The following is a 26,998-nucleotide window of genomic DNA, read 5'->3' on the forward strand; positions in this document are numbered from 1 at the left end:
GGCGGGTGCTCCCGCGACGCGACGGCCGCCGGGGTGACCGGCATGGACTTCTCGGCCGCTCCCCGTGCAAGCCGCCGTCGGACTCCTGCCGGGGAATGCGGCGCGTGATCGGTCGTACCACTCGGCACCGGGCCGCTATGGACCCCCGCCGCCCGTTCGTGCGGGCCGATGTCCGCACGACATTTCCACGCGCGCCCCCCGGAAGCGTTACAACCGTCTTCCGGTATCGACGAGTTCTCTGCGAAAGGCGCAAATGGCTGTCGGCTCCGGCGTCGCACAAGCAGCACACCTCCCCTCGCGCCCCGCATGCGTCCGAGGCCGGTCCTGCCGCGCGTAGGCATCGCGCTCGTTCCCGCCCTCCGCTACTGTTCGTTCGAACGAACGACTGGAGGGTCACATTGGACATCAGTGGATCGACCGTTCTTCTCACCGGGGCCAATGGCGGCATCGGACGAGCGCTGACCCGTGGTCTGCTCGCCCGGGGAGCGAACGTCGTGGTCAGTACCAGACGTGCCGAAGCGCTCGACGCCCTGGTGAAGGAATTCCGCGTCCGCGGCATCGTCGCCGATCTGAGCCATCGCCAGGCCGTCGAACGTCTGGCCGAAGAAGCCGGCGCTGTGGACATCCTGGTGGCGAACGCCGCTCTGCCCGCCAGCGGTGACCTGCTCGACTACACGCCGGAGCAGATCGACCGGTCGTTGGAGGTCAATCTGAGGGCGCCGTTGGTGCTTGCCCGGCTACTGGCACCGCGGATGGTCAAGGTCGGCCGCGGCCATCTGGTGATGATCGGATCCATCTCGGGACGCACCGCGTCACCCGCGACGTCGCTCTACAGTGCTGCGAAGTTCGGCCTGCGCGGGTTCGTTCACGGCCTGCGGCAGGACCTGCACGGCACCGGGGTCGGAGTGTCGATCGTGCAGCCGGGATTCGTCCGGGACGCCGGGATGTTCGCCGATACCGGCGCCAAACCGCCCGCGGGCATCCGCACGGTCAGCCCGGAACAGGTGGCCGCCGGTACCGTGAACGCGATCGAACGCGACCGGGTCGAGGTCAACGTGGCACCGGTCTCCCTCCGGGTCGGCAGCGCCATCGGCGGCCTGTTCCCCGGTGTCTCGGCGGCCGTGCAGCGCCGGACGGTCCCTCGTTCCCTCCTGCGGCAGATCACCGAATCCCAGCAGCACAAGAGGTGAGTGCGCGTGCAGTGACGCCCCGCGGGCCTCACCCCACCGGTGGGGTTCCGCGGGGCGGCCGAAGGCGCGCATGGCCCGGAGCGCAGTCGTCGCCGGCCAGGTCATGCAGCTTCCGACGGGGCGCGGTCGTGCGCAAGTCGGTTGCCGTCTCCCGGGGTTGAGCGTATCGGGGGGCGCACCCAGGGCCGGACCCCAAAGACTGGACTTTCGGGAAGCCCGTGCACCGCCGGGGGCAGTCAGTCTTGTGGCACATCTTGTCCACCTGCATGCTGCCGGAGGAGGGCCGACCATCGTGGAACCGCCAACGAGAGTCGACTGGACCGCGATCGACTCCGACGTCCATCCCGCAACATACGAAGGACAGCCCGTCTACTGCCACGGGTATCCCGTGCTCGCGGATCCCGATGGATACCTCTACGTGGTCGACGAGAACCGTGAAATCCGGTACGTCTGCACGGCCGTCGACCAGTATGTCCCACAAAACCCTCAGGTCGATTCGACCGTCCATCTCGGGAACTGGGGAGGCTGCTGGGTCATCACTGATGAATACGGCGCTCAAGCCGTGCTGGAGGCGCCCTCGATCGGCGAGATTCCCCCACCGCCGAGCACCGGCGGAGCGACTCAGGGATCCGTTGACGATCCGACGGCCGGAGCGTACGACACCAAAGCGGCGAAAGGCGAAATAGCCGCTCGGCTGCGTGAGCTCGGAGCGGCTGCGGGCGGCGGCGACGAAACCGCGCTCATCAAGGACGTCAAGTCCGTCATAGAAAGCATCGAAGGAATATTCTATCCGAGCTTCGTACTGAGCGGAGTCGTCTTCCTGAGCCACGTTTCCCAAGAGGTTCAATACTGGCTTTCAGTCGGCTTCTCCACCGGAGATCTTGCGGACCTGCTCAGTGATGCACTGGCAGCGCATGGGACCACGATGCGCGTGGATCAGCTCCCCCAGAAAGACGTCCAGGCATACCTCGGCCTCGGCTACACATTGCTCCGCGACACCTGGTCCAGCCTTCGGACCCCCGAAGACAGAATCGCATTCGTCCGCGAGAACATGAATACCGACAAATACAACTACGGCCGGGCAATCGAGGCACTGGGGCGGGCCCCCCGGCGGAACATGGGAACCGTCGACATCATGATGGAGCACATGTTCACCAATGCCAATACGAAGACATTCGGAACTTTCCAGTACGGCAGGCCGAACACCCACTTCACCCAGATCGAGGACGAGCTCGCCTCCGGAAAAGACTCAGCAGCACTGAGGGTGGCAATAGAGAAATCCTTCGTGCAAGTTCTCGGAGTAATTTGGAACGGCCACTTCGCCAAGCACAAGTCAAATCGTGGAGAGCTCCGCCTCGATGCATTCACCGAACTGGTATGGGGTGACATGGAGGCAATAGTCGGATTCTTCCCCGAGGCCGCACAGATGCTGGTACGAAGTATTTGCCCGGACCGGGAGAGCCTCAGGGTGATACTCGATGAACAGCTGATGCTGTGGGCGGAGGACGGCAACTACTTCCAGTAGCTGCAGATCTGGTCACCGGGCCGAGGAGAGGCCGCGTGGGCGGGCGCAGGCGTACACCCGCGGGCTCCTGGCGGTTTCCCATCGATAGCTGTCGGCCCGGCCGCTTCCGCCCGGGGTCGGGAACCCGGAGGATTCCGGTGTGATGAAGGTGCCTCCCTCCACGGCGCTCCGCGCCGAGGCCGTTCATCGCCGCCGCCCGGCGGCGCCGCTTCACGCCTCCCGATCAAGGAAACACCGAATGTCCCCCACCCCGTCCTTCAGCGACGTCGTTCGCGACCGCCGTGCGATCCGCTCGTTCCTCGACAGGTCCGTGCCCGACGACGTGCTGCGCGCAGTGCTGGACGAGGCGCAGCTGACTCCGTCCAACTCCAACACCCAGCCGTGGATCGTGCACGTGGTCCGGGGTACGGCGCGTGACCGGCTGTCCGAGGCTCTGTTGCGCGCGGACGACGAGGAGCGTTACAGCCTCGACTTCCCGCACGACGGGGCCGCATACGAAGGCGCGTACGGGGAGCGGCGGCGGGTGCAGGCGAAGGCGCTGCTCGACGGATGGGGAGTGTCGCGCGAGGACGAGGCGGGACGCCGGGCCGTGGTGCGTCGCAATCTGGAGTTCTTCGGCGCGCCGCAGGTCGCGCTCCTCTGCGTACCCGCGTTCGCGGGAGCGCGGATCGCGGCGGACGCCGGTATGTACGCCCAGACCTTTCTGCTGGCTCTGGCGGCACGGGGGTTGGGTGGTGTCGCACAGACGACCGTGGGTTTCTACGCGGACACGGTCCGCGCGACGCTCGGTCTGCCCGATGATCACCGGCTGTTGTTCGGGATGTCCTTCGGGTACCCGGACGAAGCATGGGCGGCGCGGACCGGGCGGATGGGGCGGGCGGGCATCGGGGAATCCGTACACTTTCACGAGTGATAGGTGATTCATACCATTTGTTGCGCTTGATGGCGGCCTGCCCGCTCGTTGCGGCGTCCCGCTCGTGAACGCGGTCGGTCTGGTCGTCTTCGACGGGGTCCGGGCGTTCGACTACGCCGTGGTCGGCGAGGTCTGGGGACCGCACCGGGCGGTCCCCGGCGCCCCGCTGGCCGACCTTCTGGTGTGCGCTCCGGAGTTGCGTACGGTCCGTCTCGACACCGGTCTGCTGTGCGCTCCGGACCATGACCTCGATGCCTTGGCGGGATGCGGGCTGATTCTCGTGCCGGGCCTGGGAGACCCGGCACTACGGCCGCCCGAGCGGGTGCTGCGTGCCCTGCGGCACGCCCACGGCCGGGGTACCCCGATCGCCGCCCTGTGCGCGGGGGCGTTCGTTCTGGCTGCGGCGGGCCTCCTTGACGGGAGGACGGCCACCACGCACTGGGCTCTCGCCGATGACCTGGCCCGGCGCCATCCGCTGGTGACGGTGGATCCGAAAGTGCTGTTCACGGGCGACGGCCGGGTCTGGACGTCGGCCGGCGTGGCGGCCGGCATCGACCTGTGCCTGCACCTGGTGCGCCGGTCCCACGGCGACACGACCGCGAGCGCCCTCGCCCGGGCCATGGTGACCGCCCCGTTCCGGGCCGGCGGCCAGGCCCAGTTCATCACCACCCCGATCCCTCCCGGGCCGGCGGACACCCGGGACCCCATCGCCCAGGTGTGCCGGCACGTCCAAGGCGCCCTGGCGGACTCCTGGACGGTCGCCGGCATGGCCGCGATCGCCGCCATGACGGAGCGGACCTTCGCCCGCCACTTCACCGCCGCCATGGGGACCAGCCCGCGCCACTGGCTCCTGCAGCAGCGCCTGCGCGCGGCCCAGCACCTGCTGGAGAACGGCGACAGCCCGATCGAGGACATCGCCCACCGCTGCGGCTTCGGCACCGGGGTCTCGCTGCGCCAGCACTTCCGCCGGCATCTGGGCACGGCTCCCCGGGACTACCGGCGCACCTTCCGTGCGATCGGCCGCTCCCCCGCCTGAGGGGGATACGCCCGGAGGACCGGCGCCAGGCGGTCGTCCGCCTCCCGGGTCCGGTGCTCGCATCGACGGTGCGGCCGCTTGCCCGCACAGGGGCGCAGAAGGGCGGTGTGTCGCGCATCAGTGCGGTCGGAGCCCGCCGAAGACCACGTCGAAGATCCGTTGCCTGGCCGCCGGGTCTGCTCCGAGATGTTCCACCGTCACGCCGGTGCCGGCCATGGCCCGGCTCTACGCCGAGGACGCCGTGGTCGAGACCGTCTTCGAGCCGGTCGGACCACGCCGCACCCAGGGGCGGGCCGCACTCGCAGAGCGGTTCGCACAGGTGGCCGCGGGCAGTCCCGTGGAGCTGACCCCGGTGAACGTGGTGGTCCGGGGGACCGACGACCCGGAGGTGGTCGTCGCCGAATGGGACTACCAGGTACACCACCGTCCCACCGGACGGACCTTCGAGTCCGCCGACATCCAGGTCCTGCGGGTCCGCGACGGCCTGATCGTCCACAGCCGGGACTTCCACGACCACCTGGCCCTCATCACGGCGAGCGGCGCTCTGCCCCAGCTGGTAGCCGCACTGGACGGCAAGTAGCGAGCACGGGCCCGGATCTCCCGGCCGCAGCGCCTACACCGGCAGCCGGCACGGACGGGAGGACGGCCGCTCCGGCTGACGACCGGACTCGCAAGGGCCGGTGACTCTTCAGGGCGGCCGCCATCGGGAGCCGGCCGGACGGGACGGTTGTGGGCCGGTCGAGTAAGGTCGTGACGTCTCAACTCTCCCGCCGGGGAGCCCTGGTGGCCATTTCGGTGACGGTCGCACCGACTGCTCGGGCAAGCACCTTCGCAACGGCGTGAACCTACGGATCAACAGAGTCCACGCCGGACAGCGCCACCGGACTGGCTCAGCAGTGGTTTCGCCGGGTCGAAGGTCGTTCCGTTGATCCGCCGTTGGCCGCCGCCGCGGGAGAAGACCAGGCGGCGCTGTGCAGGGTGCGATGGGTGACCTGGTGGGCCAGTAGTCCTCCGTCGCTGCCGACTTGTACGAAGGTGCGGTCCGCGGTGGCGCCGAGTTCCAGTTCGTGGCGGCGGGCGTTGGAGGCGTTGACGAATCGCAGGCGGTAGCGGGCGGAGGTGACTTCAGTTTGGACATGCCCGGTTCGCCGAGGAGCGCCGGGTCCGGGGTCGGGTAGATCAGCTGCCCGTCCGGAGCCGTCCCGCGGAGGGCGCGGACGCGCCACCCCGAGCTGCCACCAGAGCGGTTGCGGCTTTGTTGCCTGGCATGATCTGCCCCCTTCCCACTTCCGCCACGGACCCCGCACCGGAAAGATCGGGTCTGCACGCAACACGCCGATCTCCGACCTCGAACCACCGTGCACAGAAAGGGAGCCACCCGCGCCGAAGGCCCTCCGGCTGCTCGCCGTCGTCCCTTCCTTCACCGCGATCGCCCCCACCGATGGGCGGGACGTCGGCCAGGACTGACGGTCGGTTCGCTGCGCATCCGGCTCTCCTGGACGTCTCGGCCGTGACGAGGCCGGATCCGTCGACGTCCAGAGGCTCGCGGGCACGCGTGACTCCGGGTGACGGCCCTGAGCACGAACCGCCCGACGGTCAACACCGCCCACCCCCGGCGGCGGCAACACCCTGACCAATGGTTTCAGCACCACCAGCGGCTACACCTACGACGCAACCGGCCGCCGCACCGACGCCGGCTACGACTCGGCCACCGGCCTGTTCCTGCAGACCGGCCCGGTGCTTACCTACTGGGTACCGACCGGCCGATCGACCGTACGGACCTGCTGTCCGGGCACGTCCTACGCGACCGGCGCTCGTCGTCCCGAAGGAGAGCCATTGTCCAGGCCACCCCGAGAGGAAGATGCCATGCGGAAGATCGTCAAACGGTTGGAGGCCGCCTACGGTGGACGGCGCTCACGCGATCAGATCCTCCTGGCCGTTCTCGACGGGCGCCAGGAGCTCCACGGCAGCCACATCCCCGACTTCCTGCCGATCCTGGTCGAACGTCGGGCCCGAGCCATCCTGGACGCTCAGGACGAGGCACGCACGGCACGTTGACAACGGCCTCGGTCGGCCGGTGATCACAACGGGCAGCCGGGCTCAGGGGCGAAGGTGACGGTGACCTCGGCCCAGCCGTCCCCGGTGCGCAGGCGACTGGTCGACCCCACCGCGGCGTGCCGCCAGTCGGTGCAGAGCTCTTTCAGGTCGCGCTGCAGCCCGGCCGGGCGTGGATCGTTCAACGGCGCGGTCCCACGTGCCGCCTCGACGGCCGCGTGCAGGAGAGGCTCCAGGTCCGGGCCGTTCTCAGCCCCGGTCACGCGTGACCCACCGGCTCCGATCGCCCACCGGACCTCCCACACGAACGGATTCCCGGGGTGGTGCAGCACCTCGGCGCCGATCTCCGCGACGGCCCACGACGCCGCATCCGGCCGCGTCCCGCCAGGGAAACGTCTGAGGTGCCCGTGAAAAACGCTATCCGTGCTTCCCCCACCGGCGCTGCGGACACGGGGATTTCCTCCCACCGTCCCGACCGTGGCCCGCCCCCTCGCGCGGACGCGCCGTCGGTTCGCGCAATGTACCGTCCCGGGCGTACACCGGAGGGATGAACAGTTCTGGCGGTGCGCACGCGGACGGCCCGGCCGGCGAATGGGAGCTGTGCGACCAGTGCGGCACGCTGGTGCCCATCGGCGATGCGGTGGGGTTGCGCGTTCCGGACTCCTCCGCGGTGACCGCGGAGGCCCGGTTCGACGGCGAGCGTCTGCTGCGGGCGTGCTGCGAGTCGCACCTGTTCCAGCTGGCCGATTTCTACCACCGCCGTCCCTTCGTCAAGGAGGAGCTGTGGTCCGGGCAGATAACCCGGGCGGTGGGCGAGCTCGGTCCGCTGGACGAGGACGAGATGTACGAACGGGTGATGGCCGTGACCGGTCTGGACGAGGAGCAGCTGATGAGGGCCGTCGCCTGGCGGGACAGTCAGGACCGGTCGTAGGGTCTCGGGCCGCCCGGTGCGGTCGGGTGTGGAGCGGACTCGTGCCCTTCGGTGCTGGTCGTCCGAACGGGTGCCGGACCTGCGGAGCGGGGCATGAGGGGCGTTCCCCGGGAAGAAGTTCCGTATGAGCACCCCCTACTCTCAACGACCGGCCCTGACGACGAGGTTCGGCGCGGTCCCCCGCCTCACCCCGCCCGGTGTCGCCCCGACGGACGACGCTCTGGGCGCGGCCAGGAATACGGTGCTGCGGGCGGCGGCCGAGCGCGGGGCGCGGGCCGGCCTGTGGCTGTCCGGGCTCGCCTCACGCCGCCCCGGCTCCGAACTGGGCGACGCGCTCGACGGAATGGCCGAGGCCGTCACCTTCGTCCTCATGGCCTACGGCCGGCGGCTGACCGGTCTCTCCGCCGACGAGCGGACCGTGCTGCTCTCGCACCTCGATCCCCATCTCAGCCCTGCCGGGTCCATCGTGGCTCCGAGGCGGGGTCAGCACTTGGGTATCGGTGACCTCTCCGCCGCCATCGCGCTGACCTCCGCCGTCCGGACCGCCTTCGCCATGGCTGCCGCCGACTGGGCGGAGAACCTGCCGTCGCTCCTGGCCGTCATCGACCACGTGCTCGACCAGGCCGACGCGCCCCCGATCACCGGGCGGGAGTGAGTCGGACGCCTCGTCCGAGCCGCCTCTGCTATGCCCGGGGCCGCCCCTGCGGACGGTCACGTCCCGGCCACCGGTACGCGGCCTGGTCCGCCGGGGGGACCGCCTCGGTCGGCACGATCGGAAGGATCGAGGACCGGGTGGCCACCGTGATGAGCAGCCCGGTCTCCAGCCCGAGCACGGCATAGATGACGGCGGAGGCCACCTGTACCGAGCGGGTCGAGTCCCCGGTGAAGGGAGTGAGGACGGCGAGGACGGTGAAGAGCCCCACGATCCAGCCGAAGTAGAGGAGTGGTCTGGGCACTGCCTTCAGCAGTATCAGCATCAGGCCGGTGGCGGTGAGCGCCGCGATCGCGGACCACAGGGCGAGTGATCCGCTGGTCAGGTGGCCGCGTACCGGGTGCGAGCCTGACGAGAAGACGGGTATGTCGAGAACGCCCCGGACGAACAGCACGGCGATCACTGCGGTGAGGGCCGCCACCACCGCGGTGGCGGCGCCTGCGGCCCACAGACGGCCGGGGCGCAGAACACCGCAGGGAAGGCCGTCGTCATCTCTCACCGAGATCACGCGACGCTTGTCGGGGCCCGCACGACGCGGTAGCGGTTGGCTCATCATGCACCTCGGGTCCGGCGGAATTCCGATGCCGCGTCTCGGTATCGTCCGGCGGGCTTGTGAGAGAGCGTCTCCCCGCACCGGCATCGGCATGCACGTCGTGGTGTGCGGCGGCGCGAAAAGGCAGCGGCGTCTTCCTTGAGCGCTTCCCGTTCGTATCTCCCGGCCACCCCGGCCCCCATTCGTCGGAGCGCCGTCACCGCCGACGGCACAGTGATCGGGTGGCCGGGCGTGCCAGGTTTTCGCGTTTCAGCCCCTGGCGATTGGCAGGGACTTGTCATACCGTTCGTTCGAACGATCCAGGCTTCATCGCAGACCCACGGTGACGGACGGCGACCGCGGTTCTCCCAGCCCCGCGACGGGCACCGGCCTGGTTCGGCCGTCCGTGTCGCTCGCACTCCGCTGCCGGAACCCGACGAAGAAAGGGCTCGCATGAGCGACGTTCCGAACGATCCCGGCACCATCCGCACGCCGGCAGGGCATCTGGGGCGCAGGGACCTGCTGCGCCTCGGATCGCTGCTGGCCGCGGGAGGACTCGCCGCGTTGGTCCCCGCCGACATCGCGCGGGCCGATACCGCCGGAACGCCCGGGCAGACGGTGAGGACCACCTACGACGGGCACTCCCCGTTCGGGTTCGACCAGTGGTCGTCGGTCGACTTCGACGTACCGGCCGGCGTGCGGCGGATATCGGTGAGCTCCACCTTCGATCCCGCGAAATCCCCCTCCGTCCCGGGCACCTGGTCCAACATGCTGGACATCGGCATCTTCGGGCCGACCGGATTCCGCGGCTGGTCGGGCGGGGCACGACGGGACTTCACCCTGTCCGGTTCCGACGCCACCCCGGGATACGTACCGGGCCCGATCCAGGCGGGACGGTGGTCCGTCGCGCTCGGGCCACTGGTCAGTGAACCCGGCGGGATGAACTGGCAGATCCAGGTCACCCTCGAGTACGGCGATCAGCTGCCCCCGGTCCCCTACGACATCCTCCCCTCCGCGGTACCCGGCCACGGCGCCGGCTGGTACCGGGGCGATCTCCATCTGCACAGCGAACACTCGGACGGGGGCCGGACCGTCGACCAGCTCGTCGCCGCCGCCCGCGCCGGCCGGATGGACTTCATCGCCACCTCCGACCACAACACCAACTCGACCGGCCTCGGTTGGCACGGCAACGTCCCCCGCGACCTCCTGGTCATCAATGCCGAGGAGGTGACGACCAGGCACGGGCACTGGCTGGCCGTCGGCCTGCCGCAGGGCGACTGGATCGATTGGCACTACAGCCCCGCGAGCGGTCAGTTCGACCAGTACGCGCAGCACGTGCGTGCCCGGGGCGGGCTCGTCGTCGCCGCCCACCCCATGACACCGGGCGCCGGATCGTTCTGGGAGTTCGGCCTGGACAAGGTCGACGCGATGGAGATCTGGAACGGGCCCTGGACGCTGGACGACGAGGCCAACGTCGCGCTGTGGCACACCCTGCTCTTCGGCGGGAAGCGGATCCCCGGGCTCGGCAACAGCGACGCGCACGGCGGCGACGTCGTAGGACTGCCCCACAACGTGGTCAGGGCGAGCTCCCTGTCGAAGAACGCCGTGCTCGAAGCCCTGCGGCTGGGCAGGTCGTACGCGGCCGAGTCGGCCGACGTGACGGTCGACTTCACCGCGAGCGCGCACGGGATGACCGTCGGCCCGGGGGAGGAACTGCCGGTCGGCGTCTTCGACGCCGTGGACGTGAACGTCACGGTCACCGGCGCCCCGGACACCGTCGTCCTGCTGTACAACGCCTGGGGGATCATGGCGTCCACCAGTATCGGTGCCGGGGGAAGCGCCGGGCTGCACTGGCGGGGCTGGGGCAAAGCCTCACTGTTCACCCGAGCCGAGGTGCGCAGGCTCAAGCCCGCGTGGACGGTGCTCGACCAGATGGTCGCCGTCACCAACCCGATCTGGTTCTACAACGCCCCGGTCCTCTCCCCGCCCACGCCCTACGTCCCCACCGGGATCGCCTCCCCCGAGGTCCCGTTCGAGCCCGGCATGGCCCGGGGAATCCCGCCCCTGGGCGCCATCAACGGCGGCCACGCGAACCAGGCAACTCTGGCGTTCCCGCACTCGGACAGCCCGTACGCCGTCGCCGTGGGCGACGACCAGGGCCTCTACCTCGTGCGGCTGGGCTGGAACAACGTGTGGTCGGGCTGGCGCCGCCTGGCCGGCCCCGAGAACGCCGCCGACTTCAAGGTCCGGACGGCCGCCGTCACCGGCATGCCCGACGGCACCACCCAGATCCTCGCCACCGGCACGGACGGCACCCTCTACCACCAGACCCGGGGCTCCGGCCTCATCGGCAGGCTCAGCGGGTTCCAGCCCGTCCCCGGACCGGACGGCTCACCGCGCTGGACCGCCGTCAGGGCGGCCATCACCGGGATGCCGGACGGCTCCGCGCAGGTCCTCGCCTACGGCCTCGACGGCGCCCTCCACCTGAACGTCATCCGCAGCGACCGCTCCTGGGCGGGCTGGAGCCGCGTCCCCGGATACCAGGACTCCCCCGCCTTCTCGGGCTCGGCCCTGGCCGTCGCCGCGATGGCGGACGGATCGTCCGAGATCGTCGTCATCGGACTCGACGGCCTGGTCTACCACCAGGTCCGCCGCCCCGATGGCACGTACACCGGGTTCACCCGCCTGCCGGGCGTGAACACCCCGGCCATGGCGGCCGGCGCGGTCTCCATCGCCGGCGCCGGCGGGACCGCGCACGTCGTCGCCGTGGCACCGGACGGCAGCGCATGGCACACCGCCCACAACCCGGACGGCTCGTGGAGCGTCTGGGAGGCGGCCATCGACCCCGCCGTGCGCAGCCGCGTCGCGGGCCAGGTTCAGGTCGCGGTCACGCCCGGAGGACTGGTCGTCGTCCTGGCCGTCACCACGAGCTGACCGGCACGACCGCGAGCCCCCGCGCCGCCTCGCACCGGGGCCGTTCCGACCACGGCCCCGGTGCCCGCCCCCACCGGGAACGCTCCCCCGTCCGCGCAGATCGGGAGGACTCCGCTGCGGGTACCACTCCGGTATGACACCGTTCGACCTGCCCATCGACGTCGCGCTGGCCCGCCCCGTGGAGGACTTCCCCGGCGGTCCGGGTCTCCTGCTGACCCCTGCCGTCGACGGCTGGCGGGCCGTGTTGCGCACCGGAGCGGACGCCGCGCTGTTCTCCTCCCACGGCACCGATCTGACCCGCACCTTCGCCGACCTCGCCGCCGCCGCCCGGGACCTCCCGCAAGCCGTCCTCGACGGCGAGATCCTGGCCGTGCTGCCGAACGGCGACCTGTCCTCCGCGCTGCTGCACACCCGTGCGGGCGGCGGCCCCCGCCGTGGCGAGCCCTTCGTCGTCCGCTACGCCGCCTTCGACCTGCTCGGCCTCGCCGACGACTGGCGGCCGCTCCCCCACCGGGACAGGTACGAGCGGCTGGTCCGGCTCCTCAACAGCGGCTCGCGGACCATCCGGGCGTTGCCCGCCACGGACGACCCCCACGTGGCACTGGAGTGGACCGGCCCCTTCGCCCGGGGCGTCGTCGCCAGACCGGCCGGGCTCCCTTACCTCCCCGGCCACGGCTCGAAGTGGCTGAGCTGGCAGCGCCACCGCACCGCCGAGCAGGTCGGAGCCGACGCCGGGCCCACGGGCGACGCCGTCCGGTAGACAGCCCGTCCAGCCGCCCCGCAGCCGGCCCGGCCCTTCTTCCGTACCCGGCCGCAGCGCCGGGCCCGGTTCTCCACGGGGCCGTCCGCCGGGGGGCACACCGTCCCCGGTGAGTGCCGGTGCGCCGGCCCGGGAACACCGCCCCACCGCCCTACCCGACCGCATGTGGCCCATGTCACTTTCATCCGGGCCTGACCGGGTTGCACCGTGGCCGCCCGTGCCGGGGCCGTCGCCGATCGTCGCCGATCTGCCCGTACCGGCTGCCCGATCGCGCGGGGGGCAGCCCCACCCGGGGCACTCCGGAACCCCGCGAACTCGGCAAACCCGCTCCCCCACTGGGGCCGGACCCGGCCCGTACCTGCGGTAACACTGCACCGACCTGCACAGATAACCGAAAGCTTGGCCGCGCTCCAGCCGGTCCGTAGCTTCGTCACCAGTGCAACGAGCACTACCCGGGACCGCCCGACGGACCCGCACGGAACGGCCCCCGGCCGCCCGTCGCGGCCGATCCGGGCAAGCGTCCGGAGCGCCGCACCGCGCCGGACATCCCAGCCGCCGAACGCGCACGACACACCCACCTTCAGCGATCGGTGAACGCTGCCCACCCGGGTCCCACGAAAGGAACCGCATGACCTCCCGCCAGATCACCACCCGTGCCAAGCGCAACCGCACCCGCACCGCCCTCATCGGCGCCACCGTGGCCCTTCTGCCGGCGACAGGCCTCCTCGCGGCCGCCGGTTCCGCCTCCGCCGCATCGGCGTCCACCTGGGACAAGGTCGCCCAGTGCGAAGCCGGGGGGAACTGGAGCATCAACACCGGCAACGGCTTCTACGGCGGGCTGCAGATCTCCCCCTCGACCTGGCAGGCCTTCGGCGGCACCTCCTACGCCTCCCAGGCCAACCTGGCGTCCAAGGCGCAGCAGATCACCGTCGGCGAGAGGATCCTCGCCTCCCAGGGCCCCGGCGCTTGGCCCGTCTGTGGCCCCCGGGCCGGCCTCACCCGCTGACCTGCGCGCCCGGAGCGACGCCGGCCAGAGCCGTGAAGTCGCCCTTTGCTCCGATGCGGCGACGGGCCGAGTGACCATCGGTGACCATCCACGAGGTGGATCGTTGGTCGGGGCGTGCCTCCCCGAAGACACCAGAGGCATATCGGTGGCCGAGGATCAGCCTGAGGCTTCGATCCCGCGACTCAGGCCTCCGACGCGGGCACCGATTCGTCGGGCGGCCTCCCGGGAGAAAACCCGGGGAGGCCGCCCTTCGTCTTGCCACCGGCCCGTACCGCCCAGGTGCCGGCCGACTGGGCAGCCGTTCGGGAAATCGATTCCGCGCCCGGCCCGACACTCGCGAGCACGGCACCCGGCGCACGGCGGGAGCAGACTCACCCCAGGATCGATACCAGGAAAGTCTGCCTACGACGGAGTATCCATGGACAGTACGACATTCGAGTGGGCGCTCCGTCAAAGCGTGGCGGCCCGGGACAATACCGATGTCGAAAGCTACATAAAATGGATCGGCATAATCGCCAACGACAGCGAGTGGTATTACAACCCGGTCATCGTTTCCAGCCTGTACGACGAGACCGGCCCGTCGTGCACCCTGACCACAGTCCACATGGGCGACGATCCGAATCCCCTCCCCCTCACCGAGGAGCTGGTCCTGGAGTTCCTGGAACACGTCTACCTGGGATACCGCTACACCCCCGTGGAGTCCTTCCCCGACCTGCACATGTTCTCTCGGGTGGACCGTCTGTACAATAAAGTCGAATACAGCGACGACCAGATGACATGGAACGTGCAGGACGCGTCCGGAGGATGGCACTACCAGAATTACGATTCGGTCGAGCTGGCCTACGAACCGTATGAGCCGATCACCGAGAACTTCACCTTCGAGGTCGAAGATTCGAGCGAGGATCCGGTGAGCGACTCCGAGGTGTCGTCCGAAAGCACCGACAGCGAGGGTGATCAGACTCCCGTTCACCCTCCCAAGCGGCAACCCCCGGCGAAGCCGGCGGACATGCCGAACCTGAGAATTGACCGACTGGGCGGCGCGACCGGGGCGCCGACCACCCGGCGGGCCGGCACCCGGAGGGGTGAGACGTCCAGGAAGAGCGACCGAGACACCTTCCGGGCCAAGACATTCAGAAAGGTCAAGCCCGCCGGAACACCTCGGGTGGAGAGCGGGAAGGCCACACCCTCCGGTTCCGGAGCAACCCGGGACAATAATCCGGGCCGCGTCTGGTCCCCCGAGCACGAGGCTTACCTCGCCCTCGACGAGCAGGGGATGCCGCTCCGCGTCTGGTCCCCCGAGCACAGGGCTTTCCTCGCCCTCGACGAGCAGGGCAACAGATTGGAGGGCCGGTACTACAGGCACGAGACCGACCCGGATGACACCGGAATGAGCCAGGAAGAGTACGACGAGTACCGGGCGAAGTCCAGGGCGCGCCGCAGAGAGGTCGACCGGAAGATCTCCGAAAATATCACCCGGGTTTCCAAGAGGAAGCCCGCCGACCCGATGGACGAGAGAAAGTCCGAAGACTACGACGTGCGGCTCAACGACCCGGTCGCCATGGATCCGAAGCTCTTCGGCGTGGACGCAGGAGACACCGGGGCCACTCCGGTCATCTATTTCAAGGCCGATTCGATTCTTGACCGGGTGGTCATTCAGGCCACGTCCGATGCCGAGGGCAGGGATGCGCTTCTCTTCCGCGCTTTCGAAAGCTACCTGCAGGACAGGAAATACGGGTGGATCCTGGACATCGAACATAATCTCTTCGTTTTCGACCAGGGTTTGGAGATATTCTCGCTCGAGCTCGACCCGGAGGATGAACGGTCCCTTCGGCGGGCCACGGCTGCGGACACACAGCTCCAGTATCTCCTCGGCAAGGGGATGCTGACCTGGGGCGACGTGACCCGCCTGAAGAAGGATCCCGGCGGGAATAAATATGATTTCAGGTACCGCCACAGCAGCCATTCATCCGGCGAACCGGTCATCTGCGCGGGGATACTGGAGCTCAAAACCACGGTCGAGAATGGAATTAATGTCCAGAGAATTTCCCACATAAACAACGACAGCGGGCACTACGCCCCGACCGCCGGAAACCTCTCGTCCGCGGTCAAAATACTCACCGACAAGGGCTGGATGAGCCCCCTGTCCGATGTCGAAGTGGTCGGGAAGAACCGAGCCGGAGCCGTCGTCACGGGAGTCGCCGGCACGTACCCGGCCAACGATTTCATCCAGGCTGCAGAGCTTGCCGAGAAATATGAACAGCCGCTGGCGACCGGCCGCCAGATCAACGCCCACCGCAATGTCTCGCTATCGGCGGCTGCGCATGCCCTGCGCCATCCCGCTACCCGGAAGACCGCCAACGAGGCCTTGCTGGCGAACAACTCGGCGATCGTCGCCACCACGCGGGCGCGTTTCGAGCGGGTGGTCGCCGGCGTTCGAAAGAACCCCAGGCAGGTCAGCCAGATGGAATGGTCCACCTTCGAGAGCTACCTCGAGCGCACCGACCAGTTCAGGAATATTCGATACGTCGTCAACTCCGCACCGATCACCTGGACGCACGGTCAGGTCGAAGACTTCTGCGGCTTCTTCAAGCGGGCTTCGACTTCCCCCGGATATGACAACGACGAGACCGAGGAAGACCCGATCGACCTGGATGTGGCCCTCTGTGCGCTCAAGGACGACGAGCTGAGCCTGGTAGGCATGGAGATACCAACGGACCGTTGGGGTATGGAGAGCGTGGACATCGGTATCGCCGAGGTGATCCTCGACCCCGAACACCTCGACATCGAGTTCGCCGAGAGCCCCGAGGAACGTCGGCGCGATGAGCCGGTGATGCACGCGGGGGACTACAGCAGCGACGATGGCTAGAGAGGGCATCCCGCCTCGGGCCGGTTTTCCGGCCCGAGGCGGGTGATCCTCGGGAGAGAACGGGAACGAACCTCGAAATCCCGTTCCCCCTCAGACCGCCCGGTCCGGTCCTGCGTCGAGCGCATCGCCGCCGTCCCGGTCGCCCCGGGCCGGCGGAGGTGCCTCGGGGAGCAGGCTCATCGGTTCGGAGGCCTCACGGCCGTCGTGCAGAAGTGTCACGTGCGCGACGCCAGCGTCGAGGAGCCCTCGCCAGGCGAGACCGACCCACGTCTCCGCGTCGTCTCGGGACTCGAAGGAGACTTCCGACGCCCCCGCGGCCGTGCCCCGCTCCGGGGGTTCCGATACGGGGTCCGCGGCCGGCAGCACCAGTGCGGTGCCCTCGCCGTCCTCGAAACGCCATTTCCAGGACATCCCCATGGTTTCTCCTAGCGCAGGTGCGAGCACGGCTCCCGGTCCCGCGCGGACCGGGCCGCGCGGCGGGCAACGGCAAAGCCCGCCGCTCTCCACGGCACCGCATACCGCGAGCCGCTGCGAGAGCAGACCGCGCCGGCTGTCGGGCAGTCCTCACCGTACTGGACACCCCCGCACGGGCTCGGACGGACAGATCGTCCGCCGGACCGGTCACGCGGCCCGCCGCGCCCATGCGAACGGCCCGGCCGCCGGGGGGGTGGGTCGACCGAGCCGTACACGGTGAGTGGCATGGGCACCGCTCGCCTTCACCGTACGACGGATGGTGGCGGACGTACGGCAGGTTCGGGATGTGTCGGATGCAGGCCGCTACCGCCAATCCGTCGTGCCGGCGGCGACCTTCTCCATGACCTCCAGGAGGAGTTCGGGGCTCTGGGCGCCCGGGACGGCGACCTGTCCGTCGAAGACGAAGGTGGGTACCGAGGTGATGCCCAGCTCGGCGGCTTCGGCGAGCTCGGACCGGACCTCGGCGACGCCGTCCTGTGAGGCGAGGAACGCCTCGACCTGGTCGCGGTCCAGGCCCGCGGCGACGCCGACGTCCGCCAGCTGGGCCTTGTCGGCGAGGTGGCCGCCGTTGGTGAAGTAGTGGGCCAGCAGGCCTTCCTTCACCTCGCTCTGGAGACCGTGGCGTGCGGCGAACCAGATCAGCCGGTGTGCCGAGAAGGTGTTGGCCGCGATGGCGTCGTCCATCCGGAAGGTGATCCCCTCCGCGGCGGCGGCCTGCGTGAGCGGGCCGAAGATGGCCTGCGCCGGCTTCCCGAACTTCCGCTCGTAGACCTGCGACGAAGGCTCCCCGGCCTCGGAGGAGAGCGGGTTGAGCTGGAACGGGCGGTAGACGACCTCGACGTCGGCGGCCTGCGGGAAGGCCTCCAGGGCCTTCTCGAAGCGCCGCTTGCCGATGTAGCACCACGGGCACACGACGTCCGAGTAGATTTCGACCTTCACTGCCTCTCCTGACTGAACTGGTCGACGCGCCGCCCGTACCGGGGAGGGAGGGCGGCGGGTGTCCGGCGCCGAACGGCCGGGCACCCGGGGTGGGTTGGGAGGGGTCAGCCGTCGAGGCGGACGAGCATCTTGCCGGTGTTCGCACCGCGCATCATGCCGAGGAAGGCCTCGGGGGCGCGCTCGATCCCGTCCAGGACGGTCTCCTCGGCGCGCAGGGCGCCGCTGGCGAGCCATCCTCCGGCGAGCCGGGCGTACTCCGGGGCGAGGTGGTAGTAGCTGCCGACCAGGAGGCCGCGCAGGGTGAGCTGCTTGCCGATCGCCAAGGCCAGGTTGCGCGGTCCCGGGGTGGGCTCGGTCGCGTTGTACTGGCTGATCGCGCCGCACATGGCGATCCGGCCGCCGGGGCGCATCGCGGTGATGGCGGCCTCCAGGTGGTCGCCGCCGACGTTGTCGAAGTACACGTCGATGCCCTCGGGGGCGGCCTGGGCGAGCTGGTCGGCCAGGGAACCGGCCCGGTAGTCGATGGCGGCGTCGAACCCGAAGTCCTCGACGAGCTTCTTGGCCTTCTCGGGGCCGCCGGCCGAACCGATCACCCGGGAGGCACCGAGCTGGCGGGCGATCTGCCCGGCGACGCTGCCGACGGCGCCGGCGGCGCCGGAGATGAACACGACGTCGCCTTCGGCCACCGGGGCGACCTCGACCAGGCCGGCGTAGGCGGTCAGGCCGGGCATGCCGAGGACGCCGAGGTAGGCGGGGGCGGGGGCGAGCGAGACGTCGATCGGCATGACCGTGGCGGCGTCGACGACGGAGTACTCACGCCAGCCCAGCTGGTGCAGGACCGTGGTGCCCACCGGTATGGCGTCCGCCCGCGAGGCCACGACGGTACCGGTCGCACCGCCGCTCAGCGGGGCGCCGAGCTCGAACGGCGGGATGTAGGAGCCGGTGCCCGCGTTCATCCGACCGCGCATGTACGGGTCGACGGACATCCAGGTGTTGCGTACGAGCAGCTGGCCCTCGCCCGGCTCCGGGATCGCGCTCTCCACCAGGGCGAAGTTCCCGAGGACGGGCTCGCCGGTGGGGCGGGAGGCCAGGTGGATCTCTCGGTTGACGAGCGGGGACTGGGTCATGGCGCTACTCCTGAGGGTTTTGGGCTCGGCAGGCTGCCCGGAACGGCAGTTCTTGACCTTTCGTTCCAATACCGTAGCCGTTGTGGAACGACAGGTCAAGAACCGGGTACCGTGGAGCCATGGGAAGACCGCGCACATTTGACGAAGAAGCCACCCTGGACCGGGCCATGCTGCTGTTCTGGCGCAAGGGCTACGAGGCCACGAGCATGAACGACCTGGTGGAGGAGCTCCAGCTAGGGCGGGGCTCCATCTACGCGGCGTTCGGGGACAAGCACGGCCTGTTCATCCAGGCGCTCGGCCGCTACCTCGCCCGCCAGTCCGACCTGCTCGACAGCGCCCTGAACGACCGGGAGCCACCGCTGCCACAACTGCGGCGGCTCTTCGAGACGCTCCTGCGGGCCGACAACGCCTGCAGCGCCGCCGGCTGTTTCAGCGTCAACAGCATCGCCGAGCTCCTGCCGGACGACCAGGCCGTCGCCGAACTCGCCCGCACCAGCCTGCGCGCCGCCGAGGACGCGTTCGCCGCCCAGCTCGCCCGGGCCCAGGCCGCCGGGGACCTGTCCACCAGCACGAGCCCGCGCGAAGCCGCACGCCTGCTGGTCGCACTCGTCCAGGGACTGCAGATCCTCCGCAAGGCCGACCCCGACCCCGTCCGGGTCGCCGCCCTCGTGGACTCGGCGTTCGCCCTCATCAAGGCCCTGCCGGAGAGCGCTCGGGTGCCGCAGGCGTGCTGACGGCGCGGCCCGTGCCGGTCCGGCGCCGCTCGGCACCGGGCGGCGCACCGCCCGGGCGGGGGTGATGCTGAAGAGAGCGCGGACCCGCACCGTGGAGGCCCGGGCCCGGCGCCGCGAGGAGAGGTGCGCAGGTGCCGCCGTGCCCGCCCCGGGGTACGCGTTCCCCGCGTCGATGACCGATCCGGACGACCGGCTACGGAAGGTACGGCCATGGGCGGACCACTCACGACACTGCACAGGACCATCGTCAGGGGCCCGGTCCTGCGGCAGGGGAGCGAGCACGGATACCACCGGCTGGTCGCCCGGGAAGGCGAACCGCATGTGGTCCGGGAGGACCTGATCGGCCACGCCTGGCAGGTACCCGCTCACAACGGCCGGCGCACCCTGCTCCACCTCGCCCACATGACCGATCTCCAGCTCGCCGACGTCCAGTCCCCGGTCCGGTTCGAGTTCCTCAACCGGTATCTCGGCGACCCCCGGGTGTCCACCGTGGTCCCGGTCCAACGGCCTCAGGAAGCCCTGGTCCCGCACGCGGTCGAGGCCATGATCCGCACCCTGAACGCCGTGGACGGAAGTCCGCTCACGGGTGCGCCGCTGACCCTGGTCGCCACCACCGGCGATGCGATCGACAACGCCCAGTGGAACGAGACGCTGGCCTTTCTGGCCCTCCTCGACGGCGGAACGGTCCGCACCGACTCGGGCGGGCCGTCCTACCAAGGGGTCCAGAGCAGTGAATGGCCGGACACCGCGTTCTGGAAGCCGGAGGGCGAGGGCCCGCAGGGCCCCGACCAGTGGCGCGAGCTGTTCGGCTTCCCGCACCGCCCGGGGCTGCTGCGCGCCGCGCTCGACGACTTCCAGGCCCGCGGACTGCGGCTGCCCTGGCTCGCGTGCGTCGGCAACCACGAGACGCTCACCCAGGGGGTGGGAGCGCTGACCCGGCCCCTGCTGGAGTTCCTCGCGGGGGGCCGCAAGCCGGTCGACGGTCCGACCCGTCCGGGGCTGGACGAGGTCCCGGCTCTCTTCGCCCACCGGCCGGACGCCTACCTGTCCGGCCGCCAGGCACCGGTCACCCCCGACGCGGCACGCCGGGGGATCACCCGGGCGGAATTCGTGGCGGCCCACTTCCGTCCCGGCAGCCGGCCCGCGGGGCACGGGTTCACCGCGGAGAACCTGAGCGAGGGCAGCGCCCACTACGTGTACGACGACCGGGACTCCGGCATCCGGTTCATCACGCTGGACACCAGCTGCCTCCAGGGGGGCGTGGACGGCCACGTGAGCGCCGAGCAGCGGCGCTGGCTGGAGGCGCGGCTCACCGAGGTGCACTCCCGCCACCGGCTGGCGGACGGCGGCGAGAGCACCACCGGCAACGAGGACCGGCTGGTCGTCGTCCTCTCCCACCACGGGTCCGACACCCTGCTCGACGGGCGGAGTCCGTCCCCCGACCCGTCCGGCCCGCCGGCGCTCTCCGAAGCCGAGGAACTCATCCGCGTCCTGCACCGGTTCCCGAACGTCGTCCTGTGGCTCAACGGGCACACCCACCGCAACACCGCCCGCCCGTGGCGGTCCCCGGCCGGCGACGGGCGGGGCTTCTGGGAGGTGACCACCTGCGCGGTGATGGACTGGCCGTGCCAGACCCGCCTGGTGGAACTGCTGGACAACGGCGACGGGACGCTCTCGGTCCGGTGCACCATGCTCGACCACGACGCGCCGTTGCAGCCCGGCCCGGACAACGGCCTGGACTCGCTCGCCTCGCTGCACCGCGAGCTCGCCGCCAACGTGCCGTGGCGAGGCGTGGAACGCCTTCCCGGCGGCCCCGGGGACCGCAACGCGGACCTGCTCCTGCGTGATCCGGCCGCCTTCACGCGCCGCCGGTAGCCCAGGGGCGGCAGGCCGCCGGGCGGCTCGGCGGGGCGCGGGTAAGGGCCGGGCGGCGGCCGGAACGGTCCGCGGCCTGCCGGTACCGGCCCGGGTGGTCCACACTGGTAACCGAGAGGAGTCGAATCGGCGGCTGTGACGCGCCCCCCTGGCGCAGCCGCAGGGAATTCGAAGCCCTGCAGGTCATGGGTCATCACTGTCCGTTGTACCCGCGGTCCCTGCTGGAGGAGGTTCGGATGGGAATCCGCGGTGGCGTGTGGGAACAGGGTCTGGCCGGCCGCACCGGAGAGCTGAAGGTGCTGACGGAGTGTCGCAGCGCGGTCGCCCGTGGTGATCCGTGGCTGGTGATGGTGCTGGGAGAACCGGGCATCGGGAAGACGGCGCTGGTGCGCCGGGCCTTGGCGGAGGGTCCGGACGGCTTGCAGGTCTGCTGGGCGTCGTGCGATCAGGCCGAGCGGGACATCCGGTACGGGGTGGTGTCCCAGCTGTTGCACCGTCTGCCTGCGGAGACCGCCGGGCGGACCGAACTCGCTCGGAGCCTGACCGGGGCGGGGTCGCCACTCGCGGTGGGCCGCGACCTGCTGGACGTGGTGGCGGCCACCGCCGAGTCGGCACCGCTGGCGCTGGTGGTCGACGACGTGCCGTGGGCCGACGACCAATCGCTGAAGACCTTGGCCTTCATGGCCCGTCGGCTGTGGTCGGAGCGGGTCCTGATCGTCCTGGTCGCCCGTACGACCGACACCGTCACAGGTCACCCGCAGAGCGAAGGGACCGGCGAGGAGGGCTCCCCACCGGGCGATGTCCCGTTCGAAGAGGATTGGCGGGATACCTGGCGGGGGTTCGACCGGGTCAGCGAGATCCGGCTGACCGGTCTTGGTCCGGAGGACATCGGGGACATGGTGACGGCGGCCGGCGGTCCGGCCTTGAACCGCGCCGCCCTGCAGAGATTGTGGGAGAAGACCGGCGGCCACCCGCTGCACATGCAGACGTTGCTGGGCCAGGTCAGCCCCCAGGAGCTCGCCGACACCGACCGGCCGCTCCCGGTCCCGGCCTCGTTGGAGGCCACGATCCGCCAGGTGCTCGCGGAGCTGCCCTCCGACGCCCGGCGCTTGGTGCAGGCCCTGGCCGTTCTGGCCGCGACCGTGCCCCTCGCCGTGGCCGGCCGGGTCGCCGACCTGGCGGACCCGACCGTCGCGCTCGCCCCCGCGCTCGCCTCCGGTCTGGTCGGCTGGCAGCCCTCCGATCCCAGGACGCCGGTACACATCCACCACCAGCTCCAGCGTGACTCCGTCTACGGGGCGTTGTCGTCCACCGAACGCCGCGATCTCCACCGCCTGGCCGCAGACCTGGTCAGCAAGGATGCCGCTTGGGCCCACCGGGTCGCCGCCGCGGACGGAATCGATCCGGCCCTGGCCGACCGGCTGGCCGCGGAGGCCGACGGCCAGGCTGCCGCGGGGCAGCCCGCTCGCGCCGCCACACTGCGGCTGTGGGCCGCCGATCTCGACTCGACCCGCGAACGCCGCGAACGCCATCTCCTCACGGCCGCCACCCATCTCGTGATCCATGAGAGACACGCCCGTTTCAGGACGCTGCGCGGCGCCCTCGAGGCCTGCGATCCCACTCCGCGCCGCGACGCGCTCCTCGGTTTCCTCGCCGGTCTGCGCGGCGAGACGGCCGCCGGTGCGGAACTCCTCAGCCGTGCCACCGCGAACGCAGGGGCCGACACCGAATCCGGTCTGCTCGCCGCCAGCTGGCTCGCGGCCGTCCACGTCCTTCAGGCCGACGGCCCGCGGGCCCTGGCCGCTCTGCGGCCGGTCATGGACCAGCTCCCGCACACTCACACCGGCATGGCCCTCGGTCTGCTGTCCTTCGCCACGCTGTTCACCGACGGACCCGCCGCAGGGCTCGAGGTCCTCCGCAACGCCGGCCTGCCCGACGCGGCGGCGGACGTCGCCACCGCCGAGAGCTTCTTGCTGATGTACCGCGGAACCATGCGGGTGGAGACCGGCCGCCTGCGGGCCGGCTCCGGAGATCTGGCCGCCCTCATCGAACGCCAGGAGAACCAGCCCCACCTCCCTCCGTCGCCGACGGAGCGCTATCTGCTCGGGTTCGCCCGTTACCTGGACGGCGGTTGGGAGGACGCCCTGATAGCCGCCGACCATGCGATGGCGGCGGCCGAGATCGGCAGCCACCGCCACGGCGTCCCACCGGCGCACGCCGTTGCGGCCATGGTGCACGCGCAGCGCGGCCATTGGACCAAAGCCCGGTCCCACCTCGAGGCCTGCTCCCACCACACCCCGCTCTTCCTCGAACTCAACTCCGTCTACCCGGCCATGGCCGGGGCGGTCCTCGCCCAGGCGCGCGCCGACCGGGAGGCCATGCTGCAGGCCCTGCGGCCGTTGGCGCCCACGGCCGTCGGCAACGTCGGAGCCTGGCGGGTGCTGTGGCTGCCGCTGCTCGTCCAGGCCCTCGCCCCGGTCACTCCCCCGGACCAGCCTCTGGACCCGGTGGAACTCGACCACGTCCGAGGTGCACTGGCGCTCTTCGATGACATCGCCACCCATGCGCCGAGCCTGATGCCGACCTCGCACTGGCTCCACGGCCGGCTCGCCACCGCTCGGGGCGACACCGACTCGGCCCTGGCCCGTTACCGCGAAGGGCACTCGGCCCCGCAGCAGGACGACGGCGACATCCCGCTCCACCGTGCGCTGCTCCATCACGACCACGCTCGTCTGCTCATCTCCGTGGATCCGGCGGATCCGCACATCCGCCAGGAGGTGGTCGCACACCTGCAGGAGGCGCACCGCCGCTTCGCCGCCCTCGGTGCCACGCCGTACGCGGAGCGCACGGCCGAGCAGCTCACGCGTCTCACGGGCCGCGACGCCCTCTCCCCCTCCGGAACGGCTCGGCTTTCCGAGGCCGAAGCCGACGGCGATGGCGATGGCGATGGCGCCTGGGCTCGCCCGGACGGAACCGTGGTCCGTCTTCCGGAGCTCACCGACCGCGAACAGTCCGTGGCGCATCTCGCGGCACAGGGGCTGACGAACAAGGAGATCGCCCGGCGGCTGTTCGTCAGCTCCAAGACCGTGGAATACCACCTCAGTCACGTGTACTCGAAGCTCGCCGTCACCGGTCGCCGGGAGCTCAGGAGGGAGTTCCAGGAGATCAGCTGACTGATCCGTCGGGGCCGCTGTATGAGTGCTGTTCGACGTGGGCGTCATCTCGCGGACGATGCGCAGTCCCGCTCGGCTCTTGGGGGTGAAGAGTCACAGGTGGCATTGCCGGGGGCGCAGTGCACTCGTTTGGCGATCGGAGCGTGGGTGGCCGGGCATGGATGCGGATTCGGTTGTGGGCATCTCGCCGGCCTTCGTCGGGCGTGAGTTCGAGCTGGAGGTGCTGCGGACCTGTACCGCCCGCACCGAATCGGGCGAGCCCTGGCTGGCGGAGGTGGAGGGCGAGGCCGGCATCGGGAAGACACTACTGGTCCGGCGGGTGGTGGAGGGGCTGGACGGGTGGTCGGTGTGGTGGGCCTCGTGTGCCGAGGTGGAGCGGGACTGGCCGTACGGGGTGGTGGAGCAGTGGCGGCGCCAGGCCGGCCGGGAGGTTCTGCGGGACTGTCCGGTGCTGGGCGGGCAGCTGAGTCCGGCGGTGACGCCGATCGCGGTGGGAGCCGAACTGGTCGATCTGCTGGGGGCCGTACAGGACTCGGGCCCGGTGGCCCTGGTGGTCGATGACGCGCAGTGGATGGACGGGGGATCGCTGCAAGCCCTGTCATTCGTGATGCGCAGGCTCTTCGCTGACCGGGTGCTGGTCATAGCGACCATTCGGTCGGCGACAGGCGCGCAGGTCGGCGGTGAAGCAGTGGCCAGGGAGCGGACGGAGGAGTGGCGACGTCTCGTGGCGGGTTCCCCGAACGCGCGGACGGTGCGGCTGGGCGGCTTGAGCGAGTCGGACGTGAGGGACCTGCTGGAGGCAGCGGGGGGCAGCGCTCACCCGAGGACGGGCGCCGCCCACCGGCTGTGGGAGCACACGGGAGGTCATCCGCTCTACGTACGATCACTGCTTGCGGCCCTGCCGCCGGGTGAGTTGGCGAATCCCCGGGTGGGGCTCCCGGTGCCGGAGACACTCGCGGAGACGGTGGGGCGCAACTTGGAGCGTCTGTCCGAGGACAGTCGGGCCCTCACGGAGGCGCTGGCGGTGCTGGACACCCGCGTACCGCTGGCGCACGCGGGGGTGGTCGCCGGGCTCACGGTCCCGGCGGATGCCCTGGGACCGTTGCTGACGTCGGGGCTGGTGGAGTGGTCTCCCTCCGAACCGTCGTCGCCCGTGTGGATCAGCCACCGCCTGCAGCGCGACGCGGTCTACCGTGCCATGCGGCCGCAGCGCCGACGCGATCTGCACCGGGCCGCCGTTCCGGTGGTGGATGCGCACGCGGCGTGGGCGCACCGGGTGGCGGCGACCGATCACGCGGACGCACAGCTCTCGGGTGATCTGGTGGCCGAGGCAGCTCGCGAAGCCGCCGCCGGGAACCTCCCTCGCGCGGCGACCCTGCTGCTGTGGTCGGCGGACCTGACCGAGGACCGTGCCCTGCGCGAACACCGCTTCCTGACCGCGGCCGTCCACACCTTCTTCTCGCACAACGGCAACGGCATTCTGGCAGGGCATCAACTACGTCAGGCGGTCGACGCCTGCAGACCTTGTGCCATGCGCACCATCCTCCAGAGCGGCTACGCCTATCAGAACGGGAGTTTCCACGAAGCACTGCGGCTGGGAGAGCGTGGGCTCGCCGAAGCAGAGGCCGAGGGAGACCGCTCATTGATCATCCAGGCCTGCGTCAGGCTCTCCAACGGCGCTTTCCACAGCGGCGACCGACAGACCGGCAGCAAGCTCGCACGACGTGCGGTGGAGGAGGGGGCCGGTCTGGCCGGCTCGGCCAATCTGCAGTGGACGCTGGGCTGCGGCATGTTGTTCACGGACGGGAGGTACTCGGAGAGCCATGGATCACCGCACTGCCCGACGCCCCCGAAGCCACCCGGGTCACCGACACCATCGTGCTGGTCAACCGCGGTCATTGCCGATTGGCCCTGGGTGAACTGCACTCCGCGCAGGCCGACTTCGCCGAGGTGATCAAGCCCGGGCGGGCGGAGGGCGTCTCGGCGCTGGCCAGGATCCATGCGAGCTTCAATCTGGCGATCTGTCAGTACCTGCTCGGTGACTGGGACCACGGCGCGGCCCACGCCGAGCAGGCGGTCACCGAGACCGATCTCGGCGGCTTCTACCCCCACACCGGTATCGTGCGGGCGTGGGCGGCGATCATCGCCGCGGGCCAGGGCCGCTGGCGCACCGCCCGGGAACACCTGGACGCCTCCCGCCACCACATCCCCCTGCC

Annotated in this window: 22 protein-coding genes; 17 read left to right on the plus strand and 5 right to left on the minus strand. The window is 70.4% G+C overall.

Annotation, left to right across the window (positions count from 1 at the left end):
* Positions 1-398: 398 nt before the first annotated feature.
* The 6 genes from AB0D08_RS21155 to AB0D08_RS21180 all read left to right on the plus strand — a co-directional run bounded on the left by AB0D08_RS21155 (position 399) and on the right by AB0D08_RS21180 (position 6,722).
* Complete coding sequence (locus AB0D08_RS21155) at positions 399-1,190, plus strand: SDR family NAD(P)-dependent oxidoreductase (protein ID WP_033819519.1); 792 nt, start codon at positions 399-401, stop codon at positions 1,188-1,190.
* Between the two features lie 292 nt (positions 1,191-1,482).
* On the plus strand, positions 1,483-2,715 hold the full coding sequence (locus AB0D08_RS21160; RefSeq protein ID WP_359890611.1) for a hypothetical protein: 1,233 nt from the start codon (positions 1,483-1,485) through the stop codon (positions 2,713-2,715).
* A 238-nt stretch (positions 2,716-2,953) separates the two neighbouring features.
* Positions 2,954-3,628, plus strand: coding sequence for a nitroreductase (locus tag AB0D08_RS21165; protein WP_033819517.1), 675 nt, complete (start codon positions 2,954-2,956; stop codon positions 3,626-3,628).
* 64 nt (positions 3,629-3,692) lie between these two features.
* A complete protein-coding gene (locus AB0D08_RS21170; RefSeq protein ID WP_359890614.1) occupies positions 3,693-4,664 on the plus strand; it encodes a helix-turn-helix domain-containing protein in 972 nt (323 codons plus the stop codon).
* A 214-nt stretch (positions 4,665-4,878) separates the two neighbouring features.
* The gene (locus tag AB0D08_RS21175; RefSeq protein ID WP_033819545.1) at positions 4,879-5,244 is read left to right on the plus strand and encodes a nuclear transport factor 2 family protein; all 366 of its coding nucleotides are present in this window, start codon (positions 4,879-4,881) and stop codon (positions 5,242-5,244) included.
* Positions 5,245-6,530: 1,286 nt separating this feature from the next.
* Positions 6,531-6,722 carry a three-helix bundle dimerization domain-containing protein gene (locus AB0D08_RS21180; RefSeq protein ID WP_033819515.1) on the plus strand — a complete coding sequence of 64 codons (192 nt, stop codon included), beginning with the start codon at positions 6,531-6,533 and terminating at the stop codon, positions 6,720-6,722.
* A gap of 23 nt (positions 6,723-6,745) precedes the next feature.
* Here AB0D08_RS21180 and AB0D08_RS21185 read toward each other — a convergent pair whose 3' ends face one another.
* Positions 6,746-6,982 (minus strand): hypothetical protein, encoded by a 237-nt coding sequence (locus tag AB0D08_RS21185; protein WP_359890616.1) that lies wholly within the window; start codon positions 6,980-6,982, stop codon positions 6,746-6,748.
* Between the two features lie 284 nt (positions 6,983-7,266).
* On the opposite strand from AB0D08_RS21185, the gene AB0D08_RS21190 reads away from it, so the two are divergent.
* Both AB0D08_RS21190 and AB0D08_RS21195 read left to right on the plus strand, forming a co-directional pair.
* Complete coding sequence (locus tag AB0D08_RS21190) at positions 7,267-7,650, plus strand: hypothetical protein (RefSeq protein ID WP_063794324.1); 384 nt, start codon at positions 7,267-7,269, stop codon at positions 7,648-7,650.
* 124 nt (positions 7,651-7,774) lie between these two features.
* On the plus strand, positions 7,775-8,305 hold the full coding sequence (locus AB0D08_RS21195; protein ID WP_359890618.1) for a hypothetical protein: 531 nt from the start codon (positions 7,775-7,777) through the stop codon (positions 8,303-8,305).
* A 28-nt stretch (positions 8,306-8,333) separates the two neighbouring features.
* Here AB0D08_RS21195 and AB0D08_RS21200 read toward each other — a convergent pair whose 3' ends face one another.
* The gene (locus AB0D08_RS21200; protein ID WP_149038047.1) at positions 8,334-8,861 is read right to left on the minus strand and encodes a DUF6069 family protein; all 528 of its coding nucleotides are present in this window, start codon (positions 8,859-8,861) and stop codon (positions 8,334-8,336) included.
* A gap of 486 nt (positions 8,862-9,347) precedes the next feature.
* Here AB0D08_RS21200 and AB0D08_RS21205 point away from each other — a divergent pair, with 486 nt between their 5' ends.
* The 4 genes from AB0D08_RS21205 to AB0D08_RS21220 all read left to right on the plus strand — a co-directional run bounded on the left by AB0D08_RS21205 (position 9,348) and on the right by AB0D08_RS21220 (position 16,460).
* Positions 9,348-11,828, plus strand: a complete 2,481-nt coding sequence (locus AB0D08_RS21205) for a CehA/McbA family metallohydrolase (protein WP_359890620.1) — start codon at positions 9,348-9,350, stop codon at positions 11,826-11,828.
* A gap of 133 nt (positions 11,829-11,961) precedes the next feature.
* Positions 11,962-12,588, plus strand: coding sequence for a hypothetical protein (locus AB0D08_RS21210; RefSeq protein WP_051812077.1), 627 nt, complete (start codon positions 11,962-11,964; stop codon positions 12,586-12,588).
* 628 nt (positions 12,589-13,216) lie between these two features.
* Entirely contained in the window at positions 13,217-13,594 is a 378-nt protein-coding gene (locus tag AB0D08_RS21215; protein WP_082526389.1) for a transglycosylase family protein, read from the plus strand.
* Between the two features lie 418 nt (positions 13,595-14,012).
* Positions 14,013-16,460 carry a hypothetical protein gene (locus AB0D08_RS21220; protein ID WP_359890623.1) on the plus strand — a complete coding sequence of 816 codons (2,448 nt, stop codon included), beginning with the start codon at positions 14,013-14,015 and terminating at the stop codon, positions 16,458-16,460.
* Between the two features lie 90 nt (positions 16,461-16,550).
* On the opposite strand, the gene AB0D08_RS21225 is transcribed toward AB0D08_RS21220, so the two are convergent.
* From AB0D08_RS21225 to AB0D08_RS21235, 3 genes are all read right to left on the minus strand, one after another.
* Positions 16,551-16,877 (minus strand): hypothetical protein, encoded by a 327-nt coding sequence (locus tag AB0D08_RS21225; protein ID WP_206743436.1) that lies wholly within the window; start codon positions 16,875-16,877, stop codon positions 16,551-16,553.
* Between the two features lie 360 nt (positions 16,878-17,237).
* Positions 17,238-17,873 carry a DsbA family oxidoreductase gene (locus AB0D08_RS21230; RefSeq protein ID WP_359890626.1) on the minus strand — a complete coding sequence of 212 codons (636 nt, stop codon included), beginning with the start codon at positions 17,871-17,873 and terminating at the stop codon, positions 17,238-17,240.
* 104 nt (positions 17,874-17,977) lie between these two features.
* The gene (locus AB0D08_RS21235) at positions 17,978-19,000 is read right to left on the minus strand and encodes an NADP-dependent oxidoreductase (RefSeq protein WP_033821947.1); all 1,023 of its coding nucleotides are present in this window, start codon (positions 18,998-19,000) and stop codon (positions 17,978-17,980) included.
* 119 nt (positions 19,001-19,119) lie between these two features.
* On the opposite strand from AB0D08_RS21235, the gene AB0D08_RS21240 reads away from it, so the two are divergent.
* From AB0D08_RS21240 to AB0D08_RS21260, 5 genes are all read left to right on the plus strand, one after another.
* A complete protein-coding gene (locus tag AB0D08_RS21240) occupies positions 19,120-19,734 on the plus strand; it encodes a TetR/AcrR family transcriptional regulator (RefSeq protein WP_063794414.1) in 615 nt (204 codons plus the stop codon).
* Positions 19,735-19,944: 210 nt separating this feature from the next.
* The gene (locus tag AB0D08_RS21245) at positions 19,945-21,609 is read left to right on the plus strand and encodes a TIGR03767 family metallophosphoesterase (RefSeq protein ID WP_359890630.1); all 1,665 of its coding nucleotides are present in this window, start codon (positions 19,945-19,947) and stop codon (positions 21,607-21,609) included.
* Positions 21,610-21,845: 236 nt separating this feature from the next.
* Positions 21,846-24,782 carry an AAA family ATPase gene (locus AB0D08_RS21250; protein WP_359890632.1) on the plus strand — a complete coding sequence of 979 codons (2,937 nt, stop codon included), beginning with the start codon at positions 21,846-21,848 and terminating at the stop codon, positions 24,780-24,782.
* Between the two features lie 157 nt (positions 24,783-24,939).
* On the plus strand, positions 24,940-26,736 hold the full coding sequence (locus tag AB0D08_RS21255) for an AAA family ATPase (protein WP_359890635.1): 1,797 nt from the start codon (positions 24,940-24,942) through the stop codon (positions 26,734-26,736).
* Positions 26,688-26,998, plus strand: a 311-nt coding sequence (locus AB0D08_RS21260; RefSeq protein ID WP_359890638.1) for a hypothetical protein, incomplete at its 3' end; no start/stop codon positions are given. The genes AB0D08_RS21255 and AB0D08_RS21260, both read left to right, overlap by 49 nt.

It is taken from the genome of Kitasatospora sp. NPDC048540, from assembly GCF_040651175.1.
Classification (GTDB): Bacteria; Actinomycetota; Actinomycetes; order Streptomycetales; family Streptomycetaceae; genus Kitasatospora.